Raw genomic sequence first — 23,186 nt, 5'->3', positions numbered from 1 at the left:
GAGATGGTTCTCAAAGTTTCATTGGGCTTCATGAAACTTTGAGAGTGGTGTATGGTCTAACCCTGCTTGGACAACAACCTCAGCTTCGAGCAACTGGTCCGCGAGCACCAGGCGATGGTGTTTCGGACGCTGTTGCGGCTAACGGGAAGCCGAGAACATCTGGACGATCTCGCGCAAGAGGTCTTTCTGCGGCTGTTCCGGGCGCTGTCGCAGTTTCGCGGAGAGGCTCTGATTACGACGTATCTCTACCGGATCACGGTAAACGTTGCTCAGGATGAGTGGAAGCGGCGACGGAAGGATACGCAGAGGATGGTCTCGATCTCAGATGAAGACGGAGGTTGGGAGAACAGGCTGCAGCATCCGGATCGGAACGCCGAGGAGCAGATGGAGGAGGGTGAGTTTCAAGAAGTGGTGGAGGAGCAGTTGCAAAGGCTGAGCGGTGTGGAACGGACGGTGTTGGTTCTTTATCATCAGGAAGAACGGACCTATGAGCAGATTGCGCTGGCGTTGAGTATGCCGATTGGGACGATCCGGACTCATCTGCACCGCGGACGGAAGAAGCTGCGTGAGGGGATTCAGGCGCAGCAGGTCGAGGAGAGGAGGGTGGCATGGACGACGAATCGAGGATGACAGCAGGCGACGCAGCCGAGGAGTTTGAACGGCGAGTAGTTCGAGCGCTGGAGCGTCAGCCAGCGGTGAGGATCCCTGCGGGGTTTGCGGCTCGGGTGGCGAGTCAGGCGCCAGTGCGGATAGCGGCTACGGCGGCGGTGCGGCGGACTCGGTATGGGTTCGGCATGGTGTGGGTGGGGATGGTGTTATTGCTTGTGGCGATGCTGGGGCTTGCGCCGCGTGCGGGAGCTGGATCGGCTGTTTGGGTGGGACTGGAGTGGGTGCTTTGCGGGCAGTTTATTTTGCTGGCGATGTGGTCTGGGATGCGGCGGGACTGGATGCGGTAGGCCCGGTTTTGACCGTAAGACGTTAACGGTGATCCAAAGGATAAAGCGCTGATAAGAGCGGATGGAAGGCTCGTCGTTTGCCAAGAGAGGCTTGGCAACGTAATTTTGTTGTGGCCAAAAAATCGTTTTCTCCGGGACGCGAAAGAAATGGCCGAAGACTTTGTCGGAAGGGCATCGGGAGACCAAATGAGCGAAGAGATTGTGGGACGGCGTAATTTTTTGAAGACGGCGGCAAGTGGAGTGTTGGGGTCGGCTGGCTTGCTGGCGGGTCTTCCTGAGAGCGCATTCGGAATGGCGCCGGCAGATCCACGGGTGGTCCACGAGGTGGCAGGACGTGGGGAGTACTTCGACCAGGAGGGCGAGAAGCCGAAGCATTCGATCAAGTTCTCCGTCTGCGGGATGAGCCATGACCACATCTACGGGATGGTAGGAGCGGTGCAGCGGGGCGGTGGGGTGCTGGTGTCGGCGTACGGGGCGGAGCCGGACAAGGTGGCAGGGTTCAAGAAGAGATTTCCTGACGTGAAGATGGTGCAGTCGGAAGAAGAGATACTGGACGACAAGTCCATCCAGTTGGTGTTGAGCTCAACGATTCCAAATGAGCGTGCTCCGCTGGGCGTTCGCGTGATGAAGCGAGGCAAGGATTATCTGAGCGATAAACCGGGCGCGACGACGCTGGAGCAGATCGAGGAGATTCGCAAGACGATCGCGGAGACCAAGCGCATCTACGCGATCCTGTACAGCGAGCGGCTAGAAGTAAAAGCCGCGGTAAAGGCCGGAGAGTTAGTGCAGGCGGGCGCAATCGGACGGGTGATCCAGACAATCAACATTGCGCCGCACCAGATCGTGCAGAAGGGCGCCGATCCCTATGCGGGTGGCGCTGGCGGAAGGCCGGACTGGTTCTGGGAGCCGGTGAAGTATGGCGGCATCCTGTGCGATATCGGTTCGCACCAGGTGGATCAGTTCCTGTTTTATACGGGATCGAAAGAAGCCGAGGTGGTGGCGTCGCAAGTCGCCAATACGGCGCATCCGCAGAAGCCCAAGTTCCAGGACTTCGGCGATATGATGCTGCGCGGCGACCGGGGCTTTGGCTATGTGCGGCTGGACTGGTTCACTCCAGATGGCCTGGGGACCTGGGGCGATGGAAGGCTCTTCATCCTGGGAACGGAAGGCTACATCGAGGTGAGGAAGTACACGGATGTGGCGCGCGCGAAGCAGGGGAACAACCTGTTCATCGTTGACAAGAACCAGTCGCGGTTTATCGACTGCAACGACGTTGGGCTGCCGTTTGGGCCACAGTTTGTCGCAGACATCGTGAACCGCACGCATATTGCACAGGATCAGACACAGTGCCTGCTGGCGGCTGAGCTCGTAGTGCGGGCGCAGATGAAGGCACAGCATGTGACGTTGAAGGCTTAGTCGCAGAAGGCTCAACCGCAATTGCTCTAAAGGAGAACGACCATGGCGTGGCGTGTTGCTGAGATTTCGCGGCGGCGTTTTTTGAAGACGGCAACGGGCACAGTAGCCGCGGCAGGCTTTCCGGTTATTGTGCCCTCGTATGTTCTCGGACAGATGGCTCCGAGCAAGCAGATTACGGTAGGGGCGATCGGGGTGGGACGGATCTCGCGGGGTCACGATCTACCTGCGATCCTGAAGAACAACGGCGCACGCGTGGTCGCGGTGTGCGATCTGGATGCGAAGCGGGTGGAGCTGGGTAAGAAGTTCGTCAACGACTTCTACACCGGCAAGAACGGTAAGCCCTATGACGGGGTTCGAGGGTACAAGAGCTATCACGAGCTACTCGCGAACAAGGATATCGATGCAGTGGTGATCTCTACACCGGATCATCAACACGCCATTCTAGCAGCAGCGGCGGTGCGGGCCGGCAAGGATGTGTATCTGCAGAAGCCGGCTTCGCTGACGATTGCAGAGGGTCGCTACCTGAGCGATGCAGTGCAGGCTTCGGGGCGAATCTTGCAGGTAGGGAGCCAGCAGCGGTCGTGGAAGCAGTTTCACAGGGCCTGCGAGCTGGTACGGAACGGACGCATCGGCGATGTAACACATGTAGAGATCGGGTTGCCGGGAGACCCTGCGGGTGGCGACGCGAAGGTAATGCCGGTACCGGAGGGATTCGACTACGACGCGTGGCTGGGGTCTACTCCTGAGGCTCCTTATACCGTGGATCGGGTGATGCCGCAGTCGGGCTTCGATCGGCCGGGTTGGCTGAGGATGGAGCAGTTCGGAGCGGGGATGATCACGGGTTGGGGCGCACACCATGTCGACACGGCGCACTGGGGGATGAACACGGAGTACACCGGACCTGTCGAGATATGGGGCGAGGCGGAGTTCCCCACGCAAGGGCTTTGGAACGTGCATGGAAAGTTTCTGACGCATGCGATCTATGCGAACGGCGTAACCATGGATATCTCGGGAGACTTTCCGAACGGCATCAAGTGGGTGGGAACGAAGGGATGGCTGTTCGTGACTCGCGATGAGATGACCACTCCGACGGCAGGGGCTGGGCCAGCAGTGAAGATCGAACCCCTGATGGCGAGCGACCCGAAGATACTGACTTCGGTGATCGGGCCGGATGAGATCCATCTGGAGACGAGTCCGGAGCACCATGGGAACTGGCTGGAGTCGATTCGAACGCGGCGACAGCCGCTGGCTCCGGTGGAGATTGGGCATCGGGCGTGCTCGACCTGCCTGCTGCACCACATCGCGATGAAGACCAAGCGCAGGCTGCACTGGGACCCCGAGCGAGAACGCTTCAAGGGGGATGAGAGTGCGAATGCGATGTTGTCGCGGCCGCAACGATCGCCGTACACGTTTGAAAAGAGCAGTTGGGCCTAGGAGCTATTGATGATCATCACGCGGCGCGATTTTGCAGTAGGTCTGGTAGTGATGACGGCGACGCTAGCCGCCGTCGCAGGGGTCGGCGCGGCGAGCCCGCTGATCGGCGAGTCGGTCTACGACTGGAACAAGTTGACCGTAGTAAAGACGCCGGTCGGAGAGAGCCGTGCGGTGGTGAAGGGTCCGACGGCGACGCTCGACGAGCTGGAGATGCATGTGACGACGCTGAACCCAGGGCTGGCTTCGCATCCGCCACATAAGCATCCGAACGAAGAGCTGGTACTGCTGGATACGGGGACGGTGGAGGCGCTGGTAAATGGCGAGTGGAAGCGGCTCGGGCCGGGCTCCATCATCTTCAATGCGTCGAATGTCACGCATGCCTTACGTAACGTGGGGAACACACCCGCGCAGTACCACGTCATCAACTGGCGTACAGACAAGACGCCCAAGGAATAACTCAGGCGGATTTCCAGAGCGTTGGCAGTGGGCCTCCGGGGCCGGTGACGGGATCGGAGGCTGGATATCGAACGTGCTTCATGCGTTCGAGCGCCTCGGGTGTGAGCGCGGTGCGGCAGATATCCCAGTGCTCGTCTTCAGGATAAGCGCCGATGACCAGGAGGTCATCAGACGCGGAGATGCGGCAGTGGCCCGTACCTGCGGGCAGGACGAGAATGTCGCCTGCTTTAGCGACGACCGATGAGCCGCCTTCTCCTCCGAGAACTACGTTGACCTGTCCCGCAGCGATGCCGAGGACTTCGTGCGCAGTGGAGTGGAAGTGATGGAAGGTATAGATACCGTTGCGCCACTGTGGAGGCCACTGATGAGCGGTGAAGAGACGCTCCATCTCAGAGGCTGGATCGTGCGATGTCGCCGGCACGGCGCTGCGATAGATCAGAACTGGCAGAGTATTGTTGGGGACCCATCCGTTGGGCTTGAGGTGAAGCTGTTCGGGCGTGGGAGATGATACGGACACGGAACATCCTCCTATGGCTGCGGCGACCATGCCGGTGGCGAATTGTCTACGGTCGAGGTGGGTCATGGACTTCTCGGCGCTTATCAGCGGAGTTGAAATTCTGGGCTACCCATCACCAGGGCAGTGAGCAGGTTCAGGGTTTCCGTGGAGTTGGTCTGAGGGATCTCGGCTATTTGTTTGTGAATGAGTTGATTGGTCTGAGGAGAGACATCGGCTCCCGTGAGAGTGGTCTCGAGGATGTGAAGAGCGTAATCCGTGCCTGCGGGTTCCGTGGCAACTATCGTTGCTGGCTGAGTGAGTACCGCCTCCGAGTACTTCGGATGAGGGTGGGCAGCCGCAGAGACAGTGGCGGGTTGGGCCATGAGGCCAAGGGCAATGACGTGAGCGGAGTCGAACTTCTGATTGGAAAATTTGCTGCCGGTGAGAGCATAAGCGAAGTTCAGCCTGTCAACCAGCGCAGTGGAGTTCATCCAATGGTCAGCCGTAAGGTAGTATCCGGTTGGCGGAAGAGCGTAGTAGAGCGGCATGCCCATCGTCTTGAGGGTGTTGACGAGAGCGCCAGGGTTCGAGGGGTCCGTCGCGGTGGTGCGGAAGGCGGAGGCGAGAAACTCCACGGGAGTCTTGACCTTATTGCGAAAGTACTTCTTGGAGTTGAACTCGGGCGACTGAACCAGAGTACGCAGGATGGCCTTGATATCACCGTCGGTAGAGAGGTACGTAGCCGCCATGCGATCGACCAGCGCCGGCGGGGGCTCGTCGGCGACGAAGCGTTGGGCCAATTTGTAACTAATAAAGTGCGCAGTCTTGGGACTGGACGCGAGGATCCGGAGAGCTTCAGTTCCCTGCTTCATGCCGTCGATGCTCGGGGTGGGACTCGCGGGTGAGCCATCGATGGTGTGTCCAAGCCACTGCTTGGGGCCAGGCTCGTGCTTCTTAGGATCGAAGAGGAAGGGGCCGCCCTGGTTTGGCCGGTCGACTCCCCAGCCGGTGAGGATAGCCGAGAGAGAGGTAACGTCCGCCTGAGAGTAACCACCGTTGACCCCGATGGTATGGAGCTCCATGACCTCCCTGCCATAGTTTTCGTTGAGCCCTTTGGCTCCTCTCTTGGACTTCGGGTTAGCAGGGTTAACGCCGTTGGCGATCGAGTCAGGGCCGATGGAGAGCCAGTTGTCGAGGTAGACCATCATGGCAGGCGACTGAGCAGTGGCAAGGAGCAGATCGCTGAACTTGCCTAGGGCGTTCTTGCGGATGGCGTCGCGTTCGTAGCTGGTGGTATACCACTGGTCGGAATCTTTTGCGATATAGACATTGAAGTGGTTGAACCAGAAGTCGGTCATGACCTCCTGCAACTGGCGCTCAGAGAGGATAGCCCGGAGGAGCTTTGCTTGAGAGAGCTCGCTAATGATCTGATACGAGGCTCCGATGTTGGCATTCATCGCGTAAAAGATCTCTCGCTCGCGGGGATTGAATTCGGCGAGAAGAAGATTTTTCTGGTCGCCTGCAACATAGCTAGTGAAGGCGATGCGATCGGCGACCGGGAGTTTGACGAGAGCGGCCATGCGTTGGTTCTTCGGCAGAGAGAAGAGCTCTCCAGCGATACGAGCCGCAGTAGCCTGGTCTGTCTTCTTCTGGTCGGCAAGCTCGGCTTCCGTGGGTTGCGGGAAGGCGTGAGTCCCGTCGGGATTAATCTTCTTGAGCTCATTATCGTGGTTGAACTTGAAGATCTGCACCTCGTACATTGCGGCGAGTAATGGATCAGTCGGAGAGGGACGCTTCCCTTCAACAACCTGTTGGATCATGCCACGGTCGGGAAAGAGAGTAAGAGCCTGGTCAGGTGGAAGATTGAGGGTGGAGTAATCGTTGAGCCGGCGATTGAGGACGTCGTCGTTGATGGTTGCGGGGTTGAGCTGCTGATCGAACCACTTTTCAGGAGTCAGTGCAAGAACACGCTCGACATCCCCTGGACGCGAGCCGAAGGTGAAGCGATTGACGATCTGAACGGCACGATCCCGCTGGCTGAGTGGGATGAGAGGCGCAGGCTTGGAGACAACAGCGACTTTCGCTTTAGCCGTTTTACCGGCATGAGGTTGAGAGGCAGCCTGAGCTGGTAAATAGCGAGGGGTAATGCTAAACACAACTGCAAAGAGGGCGAGGTGTCGTTTGTGCATGCTGTACCTCTGTCTTAGTTAGACAGGGATTTGGGATGGTAAGTTGCGCCAAAACCAGAATTGACACCACTTTAAGCCTCCTTCTGGACAAGAACAAGGAAGACCGGATCTCGCAATTGCTTGTAGCCCCGAAGGCACTTCGTGAAAGGGAGAGTCTTCGCGATTATTGTGTTGCGAGCTTGGGCGTTGGTTTGGATCGAGCTTTGAGAGCAGTATAGGCCAGACGAGCGCCGAGCAACAGAATGAGCACAGCAGTGACCTTCCAGGGAGTTCGCACGCCCGATTTTACGAGCCACCAGAAATGGACGACAGCAGCGATGGCCGCCACGTAGACAAGGCGGTGGAGGCGCTGCCAGTTCTTGCCACCCATGGCGCGCATGATGAACGCAGGCGAAGTGCACGCAAGGGACAAGAGAATAACCCAGGAGGCGAAGCCTACCTGGATGAAGCGGCGTTTGCGGATATCGTCCCAAATGGTCGGCCAGACAAACTTCGCTTGAGTGACAAGTTCGCCCGGTTGCCCGTTTTTGAGGGCGATGAGAGCGGTAGGAAGGTCGTAGCCGCTGAAGAGAAAGATGTAAGTAGCCAGATGCAAAGAGGCATAGAAAAACGCGTAGAGGCCGATAAGACGGCGGAAACGGATGAGGAAAGCAATCTGCGGCGAAAGACGTCGCAAAGGGGTAATTGCGAGTGAGGCAAGCAAGATATAGAGAGCCCAATCACCAGTGAAATGGGTGATGTAGTTGACGGGATCGGCGTTCTGCACGAGCGTGCCATTGCGGGAGATTTGCAACAGGTAGGCAAAGGGAGCCAACAGGCCGAGGTGCAGAAAGATCTTGATGGCTAGGATGGCGCGTTTGGGCATGAATTTGGACGATGGTGCGACAAGTTAAGTGTAGCTTGAACTCCGGCACAATAAGCCGAGAGTGCTTTATTGGATGGACTAACTGACTGATGGATGCTTCATATGATTAACAATCCGCAGCCCCAAAAAGGATGACCCTCCACTCTGATTCAGAGAATGAAGGGTCAAGGAGAGAACAGGCCGAGGATATCCTCGTATGTCACAAAGTAACAGAAATGGCAGTGTTGTTAAGACAGACGCTTAAGGCCGAAGAAAGGATTTCTTTCGATCGTGTTTGCGGCTACAACTTTTGGCTAAATCAAAAGAACTTCTTTAGATCCATACCACTGTATAGACCCGCGACCTGATCGGCGTAGCCATTAAAAGGGAGCGTAGGGATGCTGTGGGGGAAGGACGAGGCATCAATACGGCGCTCGTGGGCCTGCGACCAGCGAGGGTGGTTCACGGTCGGATTGACGTTCGAGTAAAAGCCATACTCCTCGGAGCTTTGCTGGTTCCAGGTCGTCTTGGGCTGTTTATCGGTGAAGTGGATACGGACGATGGACTTTGCATTCTTGAAGCCGTACTTCCAGGGCGTGACGACCCGGATTGGGGCTCCGTTCTGATTCGGCAAGGTGTTGCCGTAGCAGCCAAAGGTGAGAAGAACGAGAGGGTGCATGGCCTCATCGATGCGGAGGCCTTCGGAGTAGGGCCAGTCGTATCCGCCCGGAAGATCGGGCATCTGTTTCCTGTCGACGAGAGAGAGAAATTGAACAAATTTGGCGCTGGGCAACGGCTCACAGAAGTTGATGAGTTCCGAGAGAGAGTAGCCGTCCCAGGGGATGACCATCGACCAGGCTTCGACACAACGGTGGCGGTAGACACGGCTCTCAATAGGGCGATAGCTCATGATGGAATCGATATCGAGAGTCTGGGGCTTCTTTACCATTCCGGTGATCTGGACGGTCCACGGGCGGGTGCGGAGAGTATGAGCGTTCTTGGAGGGATCGGACTTATCGGTACCGAACTCGTAAAAGTTGTTATAGGTCGTGGATTTGGATTCGGGCGTCTGGGGTTCGTTTACGTTGTACTTGCCGGGGACGGTCTTAAGCGGAGTTCCAGCCGCGTGAACGACGGACGCTGGGCTGATGAGGTCTGGCATGTAGCGAGTCGCCAGCGCTCCTGCGGCAAGGGTTCCAGCGCCAGCCAGAAAGCGGCGGCGAGCCTGATTATGCTGATGGAAGGTCTGCTCTGGAGTGATATCCGAGGAGCGAATGGTGGTCTTTGCGGAGCCGGAGTTGCGGAGAAGCATGCTGGTCTCTTTCTCACTGAAATCGCCTGCTAATTGGACTCTGTGAGCACGCTGAAGGGTTCTCTGGCTACATTACGCCATTGAGGGGACAACAGATTGGAAAATCCGCGGGAAGACAGACGCGACGGATAATGGCAAACTGGATGGATGATGAATGGCGCTCGCGAAGGACAACTGATTGAAGCAGCAAACCTGCTTCTGAATGCTCGCCGGACGATGGACCCGATGGTGGATCTGCCGGCGGAGTTGCAGCCGGTGACACAGGATGAGGCTTATTTCGTTCAGGATACGATCGCTGCGGCTTACGGTGAGATCGGCGGATGGAAGATCGGGGCTCCAACGCCAGAGGCGACGCCGATGTTCGGACCGATGCCCAAGATCTGGCTGAAGCCGAGTGGAGTCGCGTTGAGCGCCTCTACGCACCGATACCGAGGGCTGGAGGCAGAGATCGCGTTTCTGCTGGGGAAGGATCTTCCGCCGCGCGCGACACCTTATACGCGGGACGAGGTCATCGCGGCGATCGCGAGCTGTCATCCGGTCATCGAGGAATTAGAAAGTGGGCTGGTCGATCCTGTAGCTGCGGTGAAGCTCTCGATGGTTGGCGATCTACAGATGCATGGTGGCTTGATCTTTGGGCCGGCAGTGGCGGATTGGAAGAGCATCGACTTTACGAAGGAACATGTAACTCTGGCAGTAGACGGCGCAGTGCGGGTGGAGCGGACGGGCTCGAATACTTCGGGAGACTTTCTGCGTCTATTGCCGTATCTGGCGAACGAAGGAGCAGCACGAACGGGCGGGTTGAAGGCCGGACAGTGGATCACGACGGGAAGCTGGACTGGCAATATTCAAGCGAGTGCTGGGACTTCGGTGGATGTGCGGTTCGATACGGCTGGCAATGTCGGACTGCGGTTTGAGTAACTGACTAAAGCAGGTGCTTCCGCTTCGCGGGAGATTACAAATCAACGATTTTATCGGGGGCAGGCAATGGCGGATTTCGGTGCAGGTGTGGAGTTTCGGGCTCCGGTGACGGAGCGGTATGCGGAGATCCTAACACCCGAAGCGGTGGCGTTTGTGGTCGGTCTGCAGCGGGCATTCAACGGAAGACGCAAGGAGCTGCTGGCGGCTCGCGTGGTGCGGCAGGCTGCTCTGGACGCTGGCGAGCGTCCGGACTTTCTCCCGGAGACGAAGCAGATCCGGGAGAGTGAGTGGACAGTCGCTCCGCTTCCTAAGGACCTGCTGGACCGGCGCGTGGAGATTACCGGGCCAGTGGAGCGGAAGATGATCATCAATGCGCTGAACTCGGGCGCGAAGGTGTTCATGGCAGACTTCGAGGACTCGACGACTCCAACGTGGGAGAACGTGATCGAGGGGCAGATCAACCTGCGAGATGCGGTTCGGCGGACGATTACCTTCTCCGATGAGAAGACTGGCAAGAGCTACAAGCTGATCGACGATCCTGCAGTTTTGTTCGTGCGGGCGCGGGGATGGCATCTGGATGAGGCGCATATGCACGTCGATGGCGAGCCGGTCAGCGGATCGTTGTTCGACTTCGGGATGTATGCGTTCCACAATGCGAAGGAGCTGCTGGCTCGCGGTTCTGGACCTTATTTTTACCTTCCGAAGATGGAGAGTCATCTGGAGGCCCGGCTTTGGAACGATGCATTTGTGCAGGCGGAGCGGGAGCTGGGGATTCCGGCTGGTTCGATCAAGGGGACAGTTCTGATCGAGACGATTCTGGCTACGTTTGAGATGGATGAGATCTTGTGGGAGCTGAAGGACCATTCCGCTGGACTGAACTGCGGCCGATGGGATTACATCTTCAGCTTTATCAAGAAGTTTGCGGGTGACACCACGATTCTGCTGCCGGACCGGGGGCAGGTAACGATGACGACGCACTTCATGCGGAGCTACTCGAAGCTGGCGATCAAGACATGCCATCGACGAGGCGTGAGCGCCATGGGCGGGATGAGCGCGTTCATCCCGATCAAGACCGACTCCGAGGCGAACGAGAAGGCGCTGGCGCAGGTTCGCGCGGACAAGGAACGCGAGGCCACCGACGGGCACGACGGGACCTGGGTGGCGCATCCGGGGCTGGTTCCGGTGGCGCTGGAGGTCTTCAACCGAGTGATGCCGCAGCCGAACCAGATCGACAAGCAGTTGCCGGACTTCGAGGCGACCGCGGAGGATCTGCTGCAGGTGCCGGAGGGCTCGATCACCGAGGCGGGTTTGCGGCAGAACGTGGCGGTTGGACTCGGGTATGTCGAGGCCTGGCTGCGCGGGATCGGATGCGTGCCACTGTTCAACCTGATGGAAGATGCGGCGACGGCGGAGATCAGCAGGGCGCAGCTTTGGCAGTGGGTTCATCATGGCGCGGTGCTGGCGGATGGCCGGACCGTGACTGCGGAGCTGGTGGAGAGCGAGATCGACCGGGAGCTGGGACTCGCGGAGATTCGCGTGGATGCGAAGCGGTTTGAAGCTTACAAACATGCGGGCTTCCTGATGCGGGAGCTGGTGAAGGCTCCACATTTCCAGGACTTCCTTACAGTTCCAGCTTATGCTCGAGTTCTTGCGACAGAAGATTTAACCCTCCAGCACTAGATGAAGTATTCCGCTTTATCTTATTGATAACGCGGGGCGCTTCTGCGTTGCTGCCGGGGAAGATCGAAGAAGGCATCTTCGATCTTCTCGCGGGCTGCTGCTACGGCGGCTGAGACACGTCTTCCCTGTTTGCGGCCAGCCTGACCTGCCGCGACGCAGAGGCTGGGATCCAACGGCGACGACCCAAGGGCCCGGATGGCTTCTTCGTCGGGGACGATCACCAGGGTGCGGGTTCCGCCTCGTTCGAGCTGCTCTACTTCTCCTTGCAGGCGACTGACGCCGCGGGAGTCGCCTATCGGGTCCATGACGATCACGAGCTCAAATCCTTCGGCGATCGAGGCGTTAGTGGTGGAGCCGACTCCACCGTCCATGTAGCGGCCTCCTGCGATCTCCACCATCGGATAGACCGCAGGGATGGCGCAACTGGATGTGACGGCCTGAAGCAGCGTCGCCTCAGAGTTTCGATCCCAGATCTTGAGGTGGCCGTCGAGGGCGTTCACGGCTAGGATGCGCAGATCGCGTTCGGGCCACTTGTCGTGCGGCATCCATGCGCGGATGAGGTTACGCCGTTCCTCTCCGCCTTGGGCGATCGATTCCAGGGCCTTCTGTCCGATGGCGGCACGCAGTTCGTGAAGACTTTTACTGGTCTGGTGGAACTTGGCGAAGGCGGCGCGAACGCCGGAGAGATCCGGGACGGCCAAGGAGTCTTCTCCGGTGCCGGTGGTCAAGGCGTGGATCTGGGTCTTGTAGAGGGCTTCCAAGCTTCGTCCGGAGTCCAGCGAGGCCAGATTCGCTCCGACTACCGCGCCTGCCGAGGTGCCGGTGATGCTGGTGACATCGGTGAGGTCGATGCCGGCATCGTAGAGTCCCGCTAACAGTCCGGTCTCCCATGCGATGCCTGTTAAGCCGCCTGCACCTAGAACAAGAGCGTCCGTCATCGGCCTATCTCCAGGAATGTTTTTCATCCCGGGGTGTGGTATTCGCCCACTGGGATGTGTGGATAGAACACGTTACGGCTGCCGGTTATTCCGGTTGGGGTGCCTGGTGGAGACCCCTCCCCCGGCTAATTGGGTCAAATTATTCATTTGATTTGGCTTAGGGTGGGACTTCGATCGCCTATGCATTTGAAAGAGCCTGGTGATGCTCTCCGCGCTGGGCGGAGTTTTTCTTCTGTTTCTATTTTATGGGTTTGGGGATAACTAAAGTGCCACTTGGATGTTGATGATTTTGTTTGGGTTAGGTGATTTTGGGGGTTGACATGTGACTTTGCTGGGGTTTTCGGGAAATAAAAGTGAAGGCAAGAGCGATGCGGTCGATCTGTTGTTTTCAGCTTTGATTCACTCTGGTCTGGTGCTTTCGCGATGCCCAACTTAGCGAGTATGAGACTGTCGAAGATGGGTGCGTGGCTGGGTTGAGGTTTACATCCCACCCTTCGCTACAGACAAAGGCGCGAAGGATGGGGCACCCGGGCGGTTGACTAGGTTGAAAGAATGCCCCTATAGGTTGCCGCGGCGATCTTGTTCTCTTTCAATAGCTTCGAAGAGAGCCTTAAAGTTTCCCTTTCCGAAGCTGCGGGAGCCTTTGCGTTGGATAATCTCGTAGAAGACGGTGGGGCGGTCTTCGACGGGGCGGGTGAAGATCTGGAGCATATAGCCCTCGTTGTCGCGGTCTACGAGGATGCCGAGGCGTTCGAGCTCGTCGATGGGTTCGTCGATGGCGCCGACGCGGGCTTGCAGCTCCGAGTAGTAGGAGTGGGGGATGGTGAGGAACTGGACTCCTTGGTCCTGCATGGCGGAGACGGTGGCGAGGATGTCGGCGGTGGCCAAGGCAATGTGTTGGACGCCGGGGCCCTGGTAGAAGTCGAGGTACTCCTCGATCTGGGATTTGCGGCGGCCTTCGGCGGGCTCGTTGATGGGAAATTTGACGTAGCCGTTGCCGTTGGCCATGACCTTGGACATGAGAGCGGAGTACTCGGTGGAGATGTCGTTGTCGTCGAAGTGCTGGTAGAGGCCGAAGCCCATGACGTGGGAGTAGAAGTCGACCCACTGATTCATGGAGTTCCAACCGACGTTGCCGACGCAGTGGTCGATGTGGAGGAGGCCGACGGGACGGACTACCGCGTCGTAATGGATGGTTTGGAAGCCGGGCAGGAAGGGTCCGTTGTAGTGGCCGCGGTCGACGAAGGTGTGAATGGTATCCCCGTAGGCTGCGATGCTGGCGGTGGTGACTCGGCCGTACTCGTCGGAGGAGGTAGCGGGTTCCTGGATGTTGCGGGCTCCGCGCATGGTGGTCTCGATCCAGGCCTGGCGGGCGTCGTCGACCCAGAGGGCAATAGAGCGGATGCCGTCACCGTGGATGTGGACGTGGCGAGCGATCTCGGAGTCGGAACGGAGGGCGGTGGTAAGGACGAAGCGGATCTTGCCCTGCTGGAGGACGTAGGAGGCGCGGTCGCGCTGGCCGGTCTCGGGGCCGGAGTAGGCGACCAGGGACATACCGAAGGCGGCGCGGTAGAAGTAGGCCGCCTGACGGGCGTTTCCGACGTAGAACTCGATGTGGTCCGTCCCTTTGAGGGGAAGGAAGTCGGTGGGGAGGGTGGGCTTCAAGGGGTCGGGGCGAGTGGTCGTCGACATGGGCGATCTCCGAGTGATGCGCTGCTCGCGGAAGGATATGCCGACTGGGGGTTGGTTGGCTAGGGTGGAGAAGGCGTAACGGTGATGATTGGGATAACTGCTGATAAGAGCTACGGCAAAGCTGATTACAACTACAACGGCTTAACACCGATTTAAGACGATGACACCGATTTGGTTGAGGCTATGGGTGATTCCGGGAGATGTTTGGAGTTTTTTTATTGGGTAGGTTGGTTGGTTTGTTTGGGTTTGGGTTTGGTGGGAGGATTGTGGTTCTGCACTCGCCCAGGGTGATTGGGGGGTGGTTGGGGGAGGTGCAGTAGGCGCGGAGGATGAGTTCGTCTCCGTCGGCGAGAAAGGTGCGGGTTTCGCCGTTGGGTAACGTTAGGGGGATTGCTCCGTTGCGGGTGAGTTCGAGGAGGCATCCGGCGGAGTCTTCGGAGGGGCCGGAGATGGTTCCGGTGCCGAGGAGGTCGCCGATCTGGAGGTTGCAGCCGTTGCTGGTGTGGTGAGCGATGAGTTGGGCTGGGGTCCAGTAGAGGTCGGAGGAGTTGGATCGGCTTAGGGTGAAGGGGTTTGCGTTTTTCGCTTGCATTGCCTCAGTTAGGAGGGATACTTCAAGTTTTATATTTAGGTTTCCGGCTTGCTGATCTGTTGGGTCGAGGAGGTATGGGAGGGGTTGGGGGTCGTCTGTGGGGCGCGGGAGGGATGGGGCACGGAAGGGTGCGAGGGCGGCCATCGGGGTGATCCAGGGGGAGAGGGTGGTGGCGAAGTTTTTGGAGAGGAAGGGGCCGAGGGGTTGGGACTCCCAGGATTGGAGGTCGCGGGCGGACCAGTCGTTGAGGAGGCTGACACCGAAGAGGTGGGAGGCGGCGCGGTCGATAGGAATGGGGGTTCCGAGCGGGTTGGGCTGGCCGATGTAGAGGCCGAGTTCGAGCTCGTAGTCTAGGGCTGTGGTGGGGCAGAAGTTGGGGATGTCGGGGTGAGAGGGATCGGGTTTGCTTTGGCCGTAGGGACGGGTTACTGGGGTGCCGCTGAGGATGAGGGAAGAGGTGCGACCGTGGTATCCGATGGGGACGTGCTTGTAGTTCGGAAGGAGGGGATGGTCGGGGCGGAAGAGGCGACCGACGCGGGTGGCGTGGAAGATGGAGGCGTAGAAGTCGGTGTAGTTGGGGATGGCGACGGGTTTGAGGAAGGTGGTGTCGCGGAGGGGGAGGAGAGCGGCTTCGGTCTTCTTTCTTTCTTGTTTTACACCGGTGCGGAGGAGGGTCTGGAGCCGGGTGCGGAGGGTGGACCATGCTGCAGGGCCGAGGGCCATAAAGGCGTTGAGGGTGGAGGTGAGGCAGGCGGCGGCGAGGGTTGGGCTTTCGTCGAGGAGGCCGGTGGCGCTGCAGGCGTGGAGGTCCAGGATGCAGGCGCCGATCACTGCTCCGAGGTGGGGGGCGCCGGTCTCGGGATGCTGGAAGGCGCAGTAGGGGAGGTGCGTGAGGCCGAGGCCGAGGGTGGGGTCGTTGGCTCCGAAGACCCAGCTTTGAGTTTGGAGAGAGGTGATGGGGGGAGGCTGAGTCATCGAGAGATGATAGCCGGGATGGGCTGGGGGTGAAGTGAAAAAGCCACGTCCGGGGGGCCGGACGTGGCTCTTCAGTTCAGAGTGCGGCGGCTTTTAGTGGGCCGACCGGGCTGGGGCTATTTCCCCGCCCTTTCGCGGAGCCTTCTTGTTGAAGCGGCCGAGGATGGTCTTCAGGATCACGTAGAGAACCGGGATGAAGAAGAGGTTGAGGATGGTGGAGAGCACCATGCCTCCGATGATCGCGGTTCCTACGGAGTGTCTGCCGTAGGCGCCGGCGCCGGTCGCGACGTAGAGCGGAAATACGCCGAGGATGAAGGCGATGGAGGTCATGAGGATGGGGCGGAGGCGAAGTTCGGCCGCCTCGATGGCGGCGTCGATGATGGAACGGCCCTGACCGAGGAGCTGTTCTGCGAACTCAACGATCAAGATGGAGTTCTTGGCGGAGAGGCCGATGAGCATGACCAGACCGATCTGAACGTAGACGTCGTCGACCAAGCCACGGGCGGCGACCAGTGAGAGAGCTCCCAAGATGGCCATGGGTACGGCCAGCAGGATGATGAAGGGGAGGGCGAAGCTCTCGTACTGGGCCGAGAGGGTGAGATAGACGACCAGCAAGCCGAGGCCGAAGATGATGATGGCCTTGCCAGCGGACTCAACTTCTTCGAGCGCGAGACCTGTCCAGGAGGAGGTCATACCTTGGAGCTTGTTCTTCTCGAAGAGCTGCTGCATCTTTTCGAGGCCCTGGCCGGAGCTTAGGCCGGGGGCGGGTGAGCCGTCGATCTCGGCGGAGCGGAAGAGGTTGTAGTGGTTGATGACCTGGGGACCGGAGGTCTCGGAGATGGAGGCCACGTTATCCAGGGAGACGAGTTGACCGCTGTCGGAGCGGACGTAGTACTCGCGCAGATCGTGCGAGGTCCTGCGGAACTGCTGATCGGCCTGGACGTAGACGCGGTAGGAACGGTTGTTGAAGTCGAAGTCGTTGACGTAGCTGGAGCCCATGAAGGTGTTGAGGGCCGCAGTGATCTGGCTGAAGGGAATGCCCATGGTCTTGGCCTTCTGACGATCGATGTTGACCAGGAGCTGGGGGTCGTTCGAGGTGAAGGTGGTGTTCATGCCGGTGAGACCGGAGTCCGGGGCACGAGCCGCACCGACGATGGTGTGGGCGACGCGGTCGATGTCGCCGAAGGTGTTCCGTCCGGCGTCCTGGAGGATGAACTGGAATCCGCCGACGGTACCGATGCCGGCGATGGCTGGGGGCTCGGCGGCGAAGGCGATGCCGCCAGGGACGCCGAAGAGCTTGGGTCCGACGTCGGCGACGATGTCGCGGGCGGTGAACTTGGCTCCCATCTTGGTGCGCTCATCGATGGGCTTGAGCGGGGCGAAGATGAGTCCGGAGTTAGGTGAGCTGCCGCCGGAGAGAGAGAAGCCCATGACGGAGAAGGTGCCGAAGACGCCCTCGTTCTGGCGGACCAGGGCGGCGGCGCGGTCGGCAAACTCCGAGGTGTAGCTGAGGGAGGCTCCGGGCGGCGTCTGAATGATGATGAGGAAGTAGGACTGGTCTTCCTGCGGGACGAAGGCCGTGGGGACATGGTTGTACATGTACCCGGTGGCTGCAAGCGCCGCGAAGAAGAGAACCACCATGGCGTAGCGGACGCGGACGACGAAGGTCACGGCCTTGGCGTAGATGCGGATGAGCCACTGGATGAAGCGCTCGATGGGGTTCAGCAAGAGGCCCATGAGGCCGGTGTGCTTCTGCTCCGGACGAAGCAGGATAGCTGCGAGCGCCGGGGAGAGGGTGAGGGCGTTGAACGCTGAGATGGCGATGGAGAAGGCGATCGTCAGCGAGAACTGTTTGTAGAGAATGCCGGTGGTGCCAGGAAAGAAGCTGACCGGAATGAAGACGGAGATGAGCACGAGCGAGGTCGCGATGACGGCGCTGGTGACCTCGGCCATGGCGATGCTGGTGGCGCGGTGTGGGTCGTCCGAGGTGGTCTCCATGCCCTTGGCGACGGAGGATTTCTGCTCGGTGATGACGTCGGGGGCGTAGGGGTCGGGATCGACTTGCTCGGAGCGCTCCGGGATGATGGCGTGGCCGGAGAGGTGGCGCTGCACGTTCTCGATGACGACGATGGCGTCGTCTACGACGAGCCCGGTAGCGAGGGTGATGCCGAAGAGGGTGAGCGAGTTGATGGAGAAGTCAAAGACCTTGATGAAGGCGAAGGTGCCGATCAGCGAGACGGGGATGGTAACCGCGGGGATGATGGTTGCGCGCCAGTCCTGCAGGAAGAGGAAGATGACGATGATGACGATGATGATGGCTTCGCCGATGGTCTGGACGACCTCGCGGATGGAGTCGCTGACGACGGTGGTGGTGTCGACGGCGATGATGCCCTTCATGCCTGGGGGATAGGACTTTTCGAGCTCGGCGAGGACGGCGCGGCAGCGCTTGTCGACGTCGAGGGCGTTGGCGTTGGAGAGCTGCTGGACGCCGACTCCGATGGCCTCACCGCCGGAGAACTTGAGGTCGGTGTTGTAGTTTTCGGCGCCGATCTCGGCCCGGCCTACATCCTTAACCAGGACGATGCCGCCGTTGGCGACGTTGTTCTTGATGATGATGTTTTCGAACTCATGCGGGTCGGTGAGACGGCCTACGACGCGAACCGCCATCTGAAACTGCTGTTTCTCATCGGAGGGCTGTTGGCCGAGTTGTCCGGCAGCGACTTCAACGTTTTGCTCGGCGAGAGCGTTGGTGACGTCGAGCGCGGTTAGACCGCGGGCGGCGAGGCGATTGGGATCGAGCCAGAGGCGCATCGCGTACTTACGTTCGCCGAAGATAATGACGGCTCCTACACCGGGGACGCGTTTGAGCGCGTCGCTGACGTACACGTCGATGTAGTTGGAGATGAAGGCCTGGGAGAGCGAGTGGTCGGGCGAGATGAAGCCGGCCGCGAGGACGAAGTTGGCGTTGGCCTTGGTGATGGTGATACCGGTGTTATTGACGACGGCGGGAAGGCGGCCCTGCGCGGAGGCGACGCGGTTCTGAACGTCGACGGCGGCGATGTTGAGGTCGTAGCCGGTATCGAAGGTGATAGTGATGGCGGAGGTGCCGTCGTTTGAGCTGGTGGAGCTCATGTAACGCATGCCTTCGACGCCGTTGATGGACTGCTCAAGGATGGTCGTAACGGCAGACTCTACGTCCTTGGAGTTGGCGCCGATGAAGTTGCTGGTTACGACGACTTGTGGAGGAGCGAGCTGCGGATAGAGAGAGATCGGCAGCGTGGGAATGCAGACGGCTCCCGCAAGAACGATGAGGAGCGCGCAGACCGTGGCGAAGATCGGGCGTCGAATGAAAAAATCTACCAAGATGAACCTCTGACCGGGGACTTTACCCGGGCGGTGTGCGAAGAACTGAGTGGAGCCGAGATGCCGGCTCCACGGAGGCAGACGGGCGCGAGCTTAGCCCAGGGGCTTGACGGGCGCGCCATCTTGCAGGAACTGCAGGCCGGAGAGGATGACCTTGTCTCCAGGTTTCAGTCCAGCCAGGATCGGATAGGTGTTGCCGACTGTCTCACCCAACGTCACCGCGACCTGATGAGCGACGAAGCCATCGCCCTTGGGGGTTGCGACGAAGACGAATGCTTGTCCGCCGACGCGAGTCACAGCGAGGACCGGCACGGTGGGGGCAGGAGCGGTGTTCCAGGTGATACGGGCCTTGACGAGCTGGGAGTTGCGGAGCATCTGCAAGGTATGCGGGACGGGGGCTTTGGCGAGGATGCTTTGGAGGCCGTTATCTACCTGAGGGGAGAGGAAGTTGATATTGGACTTGAGCAGCACGTTGCCAGCGGTATCCAGGATCTCGACCGGGAGGTTCTGACGAAGCTGAGCGGAGCGCTCGGTCGGAACGTAGATGTAGGCTTCGAGGTCCTTGTTCTCATCGACGGTGGTAAGGAGGGTGGTCGGAGAGACGTAGTCGCCGAGGTGGACGGGGACGTCACCCACGATACCGGCGAAGGGCGCGCGGATCTCGTAGTAGGCGAGCTGCTGCTTCTGGGTGCCGGTGAGAGCGGAGGAGGAGTCGAGGTCGGCCTTGGAGTTTTCGTAGGCCTGGACTGCCTGATCGTAGCTCTGCTTCGAGGTAACGCCCGACTCGTAGAGCTTGCGCTGGCGCTCTACCTCGGTCTGATTGTAGTTATAGACGGCCTTCTTCTGGGCTTCGGTTCCCTGCTGGGACTGCACCGTCGCGACCTGCTTCAGGGGGTCGATCTGCATGAGAATCTGGCCGGCTTTGACCGAGTCGCCAGACTTAACATAGATACGGGTCAAATTGCCGTCCACCTGGGGCTGCATGGTGGCAGAGCGCCGGCTCTTGATGGTCGCGACGTAGACGTCAGAGTTCGGTACAGGCGAGAGTGTGACCGGAGCGACCTGAACGGGCATAGCCTGCATGGCGGGCGGAGGAGGAGCGGCAGGTTTGCAGCCAACAATAAGAAATGCAAGTACGCTGCCGAACGCAATTTGAGCTACGGGCAGGGTGCGACGGGTCTGGAGGGTCTGTGACACAGTGCTTCTCCTTAATCTTTCAAAAGCGATACATCAAAAACTTTTCCGAATCGAGGCCGTGGCCGCTCTTCAGTTTAGCCGAGGCGTCGGAAGGCATACGAATGACCCGGGAGGTTACCAATTATTGCAGCTTCTGCATGGTTTCTCGATAAACATTACCAACCTGAGAGCATGACAAAGCGGTGCAATAGGCGGATCCCGCCGGGAAGAAAGCATGTAACAAGTAGAGGTTTCTTTACTTAGATGAACTAAGGCAGTTAAGGGTGCGCAATGATTTTTCGGGAATTTTCTTCAAAGCTTCCTGGGATACCGTCAAGCGACGGAAAGGGGAGAATATAAGAGTTCCCTGAGCGGCGGGCTAGGATCGTACCGTCTATAAGTCCGCCAATCTTGCGCTTCGGCGACAGCGAAGTGAGGACAGGGACGGAATTGATGGATTCTTAACGCTTCTTTGTCGAACTGTGGCACCGTCGCCGCTCCACTGACTACGAAGAGGCCGATCACGCATGGCTTGGTTATGCATGAGATTATGAGACCAGCAATGAGGTATACCGACGACCCAGTACCTGGGGCCGCGGCCGAAAGAGATTGGAGAGAGTGGCTACGCTCTTTTCTATCATAAATTCCGCCTCAATCTGCCGGGACGAAGCTTTGACAGGGGGTAGAGATATTGTTAGCGTTGACCCTGGTAGCGGAATGTGGGCGCTACCGCCAATTCATCGCGTCCCCGTCGTCTAGCCCGGCCCAGGACACCGCCCTTTCAGGGCGACAACACAAGTTCGAATCTTGTCGGGGACGCCAATTACCGCGAGATTCTGCAGCCATCGGCGAACCAACCTGACCAAGGCAGCCAGCATCGGACTAGCTAGAGAGCGTGGGGAGCCAAGCAGAAATTTATGGACAAAACCGCTGAAAGTGTAGGCGCCACGAGTCCATGGCGCGATCGTCTACGGGCGCTGCGGAACATGCCGCCTGTACTGCATATCCTCTGGGAATCGAGCAAAGGGGCGGTGAGCTGGGGAATACTGCTGCGGCTTGTCGTCGCTTCCCTGCCGTTCCTGATTGCGAAGGTCGCCCAATACATCATCAACGGCATCGCGGATGTGCTTCGGGGACGTCCTCTTTCCCCGCACTTCTGGCAGTTGGTCGGGATCGAGGTCGGACTCAACGTCGGATTAGGTCTGATAACGCGGGCGGTGGATTACACCGATTCGCTCCTCGCGAACAGCTATACGCAGTACGTCAGCGTGAAGGTGATGGAGCAGGCCGCGCGGCTGGACCTGACGACCTACGAAAATCCGGTCTTCTACGACAGGCTGGAGCGGGCGCGGGTGCAGGCGACGGATCGTCTGGCGATGATCCAGCAGATGGGCCGGTTGCTGCAGCAGGTGATCACCACCGTGATCTTCTCGGTGGCGCTGGCGTGGGCTTCGCCCTGGCTGGTGCTGTTGCTGGCGGCGGGAGTTTTGCCATCGTTCCTGGGCGAGACCCATTATGCCTTTCTGGGATATGCGAAGAACTTCCGGCAGACTCCGGCGAAGCGGCAGATGGACTATCTGCGGCAGGTCGCGGGCAGCCGGGAGGGTGCAAAAGAGGTCAAGCTCTTCGGGCTTAGCACCTTCTTTACCGAGCGCTTCCAGGTGCTGGCCAACCAGATCTACCGTGAGGACGTCGCTCTCTCCCGCTCCAAGCTGATTGTGGGGGGGCTGCTGGGGATTATCGGGACGCTGGGCTACTACGGTGCCTATATTTACGTCATCTGGAGGACCATCCAGGGCGGCTACGATATTGGGCAGTTCACCTTCCTTACGACGGCGATCCAGCAGGCGAGCTCGAATCTGCAGCAGGTCTTCTCTACGGCCTCGGGAATTGCGGACCAGGCGCTGTTTTTGACGGATCTGGTCGCCTTCTTCGAGATGAAGGGGACGGTCGCCTCCAAGCCGAATGCCTTGCCGGCGCCGCGTCCGATCAAGAGGGGCTTCGAGTTCCGCAACGTATCCTTTACTTATCCGGGGACGTCGCGCACGGTATTGCGCGACTTCACCTTTACGCTGGCTCCGGGGGAGCGGGTCGCGCTGATCGGCGAGAACGGCCAGGGGAAGACTACGATCGTGAAGTTGATCACGAGGCTCTACGATCCGACGGAGGGGCAGATTCTGCTGGACGGAGTCGATCTGCGGGACTATTCGGTGGAGGATCTGCATCGCGAGATCGGAGTTATTTTTCAGGATTTCATGCGCTACGAGATGAGCGCGCTCGACAATATCGCGGTCGGGAGCGTCAACAAGGTGCAGCAGCGGGAGGCGATCGAGATAGCAGCGCACAAGAGCCTTGCGGATACTGTGGTGAAAAAGCTGGAGCATGGCTATGATCAGATCCTAGGGCGGCGTTTTGAGGGCGGTGTCGAGCTCTCTGGCGGAGAGTGGCAGAAGATGGCTCTGGCGCGAGCGTATCTTCGTGAGGCTCAACTGCTGATCCTCGATGAGCCGACGGCGGCGCTGGACGCACGAAGCGAGCTTGAGGTGTTCGAACGGTTCGCAGAGCTGACGCAGGGAAAGATGGCGCTGTTGATCTCGCATCGTTTTTCCACGGTTCGGATCGCGGACCGGATTGTGGTCCTGTCAGAGGGCCGATTGATCGAAGAGGGGAATCATCAAACATTGATGAGCTCCGGCGGACTCTACGCACAGATGTTCGAGATGCAAGCCGCGAGCTATCGTTAAGTCTG

General features: G+C 59.2%; 17 protein-coding genes and 1 tRNA gene. 9 read left to right on the top strand and 9 right to left on the bottom strand.

Annotated elements, in window-relative coordinates; all coding sequences use genetic code 11:
- The first annotated feature begins 66 nt into the window (after positions 1 to 66).
- The 5 genes from HB393_RS10165 (at position 67) to HB393_RS10145 (ending at position 4,262) form a co-directional block, all read left to right on the top strand.
- The gene (locus HB393_RS10165; RefSeq protein WP_213805050.1) at positions 67 to 630 is read left to right on the top strand and encodes a sigma-70 family RNA polymerase sigma factor; all 564 of its coding nucleotides are present in this window, start codon (positions 67 to 69) and stop codon (positions 628 to 630) included.
- Entirely contained in the window at positions 609 to 956 is a 348-nt protein-coding gene (locus tag HB393_RS10160) for a hypothetical protein (protein WP_213805049.1), read from the top strand. Before HB393_RS10165 ends, HB393_RS10160 begins: the two co-directional genes overlap by 22 nt.
- A 186-nt stretch (positions 957 to 1,142) precedes the next feature.
- Entirely contained in the window at positions 1,143 to 2,372 is a 1,230-nt protein-coding gene (locus tag HB393_RS10155; RefSeq protein ID WP_213805048.1) for a Gfo/Idh/MocA family oxidoreductase, read from the top strand.
- A gap of 42 nt (positions 2,373 to 2,414) precedes the next feature.
- Positions 2,415 to 3,806, top strand: coding sequence for a Gfo/Idh/MocA family oxidoreductase (locus HB393_RS10150; protein WP_213805047.1), 1,392 nt, complete (start codon positions 2,415 to 2,417; stop codon positions 3,804 to 3,806).
- 9 nt (positions 3,807 to 3,815) lie between these two features.
- On the top strand, positions 3,816 to 4,262 hold the full coding sequence (locus HB393_RS10145; RefSeq protein WP_213805046.1) for a cupin domain-containing protein: 447 nt from the start codon (positions 3,816 to 3,818) through the stop codon (positions 4,260 to 4,262).
- Position 4,263: 1 nt separating this feature from the next.
- On the opposite strand, the gene HB393_RS10140 is transcribed toward HB393_RS10145, so the two are convergent.
- The 4 genes from HB393_RS10140 to msrP all read right to left on the bottom strand — a co-directional run bounded on the left by HB393_RS10140 (position 4,264) and on the right by msrP (position 9,103).
- Complete coding sequence (locus tag HB393_RS10140) at positions 4,264 to 4,845, bottom strand: cupin domain-containing protein (protein ID WP_213805045.1); 582 nt, start codon at positions 4,843 to 4,845, stop codon at positions 4,264 to 4,266.
- Positions 4,846 to 4,862: 17 nt separating this feature from the next.
- Positions 4,863 to 6,947 (bottom strand): DUF1800 domain-containing protein, encoded by a 2,085-nt coding sequence (locus tag HB393_RS10135; RefSeq protein WP_213805044.1) that lies wholly within the window; start codon positions 6,945 to 6,947, stop codon positions 4,863 to 4,865.
- A gap of 163 nt (positions 6,948 to 7,110) precedes the next feature.
- The gene (locus tag HB393_RS10130; protein WP_213805043.1) at positions 7,111 to 7,812 is read right to left on the bottom strand and encodes a protein-methionine-sulfoxide reductase heme-binding subunit MsrQ; all 702 of its coding nucleotides are present in this window, start codon (positions 7,810 to 7,812) and stop codon (positions 7,111 to 7,113) included.
- Between the two features lie 298 nt (positions 7,813 to 8,110).
- Positions 8,111 to 9,103: a protein-methionine-sulfoxide reductase catalytic subunit MsrP gene (msrP, locus tag HB393_RS10125; RefSeq protein ID WP_213805042.1), complete on the bottom strand. Its 993-nt coding sequence runs from the start codon at positions 9,101 to 9,103 to the stop codon at positions 8,111 to 8,113.
- Positions 9,104 to 9,250: 147 nt separating this feature from the next.
- Between msrP and HB393_RS10120 the strand changes: the two genes are divergently transcribed.
- Both HB393_RS10120 and aceB read left to right on the top strand, forming a co-directional pair.
- A complete protein-coding gene (locus HB393_RS10120) occupies positions 9,251 to 10,021 on the top strand; it encodes a fumarylacetoacetate hydrolase family protein (RefSeq protein WP_255550962.1) in 771 nt (256 codons plus the stop codon).
- Between the two features lie 66 nt (positions 10,022 to 10,087).
- Positions 10,088 to 11,701, top strand: a complete 1,614-nt coding sequence (gene aceB / locus HB393_RS10115; RefSeq protein ID WP_213805041.1) for a malate synthase A — start codon at positions 10,088 to 10,090, stop codon at positions 11,699 to 11,701.
- Positions 11,702 to 11,721: 20 nt separating this feature from the next.
- Here the strand turns inward: aceB and HB393_RS10110 are convergent, their stop codons facing one another.
- The 5 genes from HB393_RS10110 to HB393_RS10090 form a co-directional block, all read right to left on the bottom strand.
- Positions 11,722 to 12,639 (bottom strand): patatin-like phospholipase family protein, encoded by a 918-nt coding sequence (locus HB393_RS10110; RefSeq protein ID WP_213805040.1) that lies wholly within the window; start codon positions 12,637 to 12,639, stop codon positions 11,722 to 11,724.
- Positions 12,640 to 13,197: 558 nt separating this feature from the next.
- Positions 13,198 to 14,331, bottom strand: coding sequence for a 4-hydroxyphenylpyruvate dioxygenase (hppD, locus tag HB393_RS10105; protein ID WP_213805039.1), 1,134 nt, complete (start codon positions 14,329 to 14,331; stop codon positions 13,198 to 13,200).
- Between the two features lie 181 nt (positions 14,332 to 14,512).
- Positions 14,513 to 15,898: a fumarylacetoacetase gene (gene fahA, locus HB393_RS10100; protein ID WP_213805038.1), complete on the bottom strand. Its 1,386-nt coding sequence runs from the start codon at positions 15,896 to 15,898 to the stop codon at positions 14,513 to 14,515.
- 93 nt (positions 15,899 to 15,991) lie between these two features.
- Positions 15,992 to 19,261 (bottom strand): efflux RND transporter permease subunit, encoded by a 3,270-nt coding sequence (locus HB393_RS10095; RefSeq protein WP_213805037.1) that lies wholly within the window; start codon positions 19,259 to 19,261, stop codon positions 15,992 to 15,994.
- A 93-nt stretch (positions 19,262 to 19,354) separates the two neighbouring features.
- Complete coding sequence (locus HB393_RS10090; protein WP_345945127.1) at positions 19,355 to 20,458, bottom strand: efflux RND transporter periplasmic adaptor subunit; 1,104 nt, start codon at positions 20,456 to 20,458, stop codon at positions 19,355 to 19,357.
- A gap of 723 nt (positions 20,459 to 21,181) precedes the next feature.
- Here HB393_RS10090 and HB393_RS10085 point away from each other — a divergent pair.
- A tRNA-Glu gene (locus HB393_RS10085) sits at positions 21,182 to 21,259 on the top strand.
- Between the two features lie 95 nt (positions 21,260 to 21,354).
- Positions 21,355 to 23,181, top strand: a complete 1,827-nt coding sequence (locus HB393_RS10080; RefSeq protein WP_255550961.1) for an ABC transporter ATP-binding protein — start codon at positions 21,355 to 21,357, stop codon at positions 23,179 to 23,181.
- The last annotated feature ends 5 nt before the right edge of the window (positions 23,182 to 23,186 follow it).

The sequence above is a fragment of the Granulicella sp. dw_53 genome (genome assembly GCF_018449545.1).
Classification (GTDB): Bacteria; Acidobacteriota; Terriglobia; order Terriglobales; family Acidobacteriaceae; genus Edaphobacter.
This window is presented reverse-complemented; position numbering and strand designations above follow the sequence as displayed.

What these genes read in the sequence shown, in the direction of transcription:
- HB393_RS10130 (WP_213805043.1), bottom strand. Translation starts at nt 7,812, where the DNA reads ATGCCCAAACGCGCCATCCTAGCCATCAAGATCTTTCTGCACCTCGGC.
- msrP (WP_213805042.1), bottom strand. Translation starts at nt 9,103, where the DNA reads ATGCTTCTCCGCAACTCCGGCTCCGCAAAGACCACCATTCGCTCCTCG.
- HB393_RS10120 (WP_255550962.1), top strand. Translation starts at nt 9,251, where the DNA reads ATGATGAATGGCGCTCGCGAAGGACAACTGATTGAAGCAGCAAACCTG.
- HB393_RS10150 (WP_213805047.1), top strand. Translation starts at nt 2,415, where the DNA reads ATGGCGTGGCGTGTTGCTGAGATTTCGCGGCGGCGTTTTTTGAAGACG.
- HB393_RS10110 (WP_213805040.1), bottom strand. Translation starts at nt 12,639, where the DNA reads ATGACGGACGCTCTTGTTCTAGGTGCAGGCGGCTTAACAGGCATCGCA.
- hppD (WP_213805039.1), bottom strand. Translation starts at nt 14,331, where the DNA reads ATGTCGACGACCACTCGCCCCGACCCCTTGAAGCCCACCCTCCCCACC.
- HB393_RS10155 (WP_213805048.1), top strand. Translation starts at nt 1,143, where the DNA reads ATGAGCGAAGAGATTGTGGGACGGCGTAATTTTTTGAAGACGGCGGCA.
- fahA (WP_213805038.1), bottom strand. Translation starts at nt 15,898, where the DNA reads ATGACTCAGCCTCCCCCCATCACCTCTCTCCAAACTCAAAGCTGGGTC.
- HB393_RS10135 (WP_213805044.1), bottom strand. Translation starts at nt 6,947, where the DNA reads ATGCACAAACGACACCTCGCCCTCTTTGCAGTTGTGTTTAGCATTACC.
- HB393_RS10140 (WP_213805045.1), bottom strand. Translation starts at nt 4,845, where the DNA reads ATGACCCACCTCGACCGTAGACAATTCGCCACCGGCATGGTCGCCGCA.
- aceB (WP_213805041.1), top strand. Translation starts at nt 10,088, where the DNA reads ATGGCGGATTTCGGTGCAGGTGTGGAGTTTCGGGCTCCGGTGACGGAG.
- HB393_RS10080 (WP_255550961.1), top strand. Translation starts at nt 21,355, where the DNA reads ATGGACAAAACCGCTGAAAGTGTAGGCGCCACGAGTCCATGGCGCGAT.
- HB393_RS10160 (WP_213805049.1), top strand. Translation starts at nt 609, where the DNA reads ATGGACGACGAATCGAGGATGACAGCAGGCGACGCAGCCGAGGAGTTT.
- HB393_RS10145 (WP_213805046.1), top strand. Translation starts at nt 3,816, where the DNA reads ATGATCATCACGCGGCGCGATTTTGCAGTAGGTCTGGTAGTGATGACG.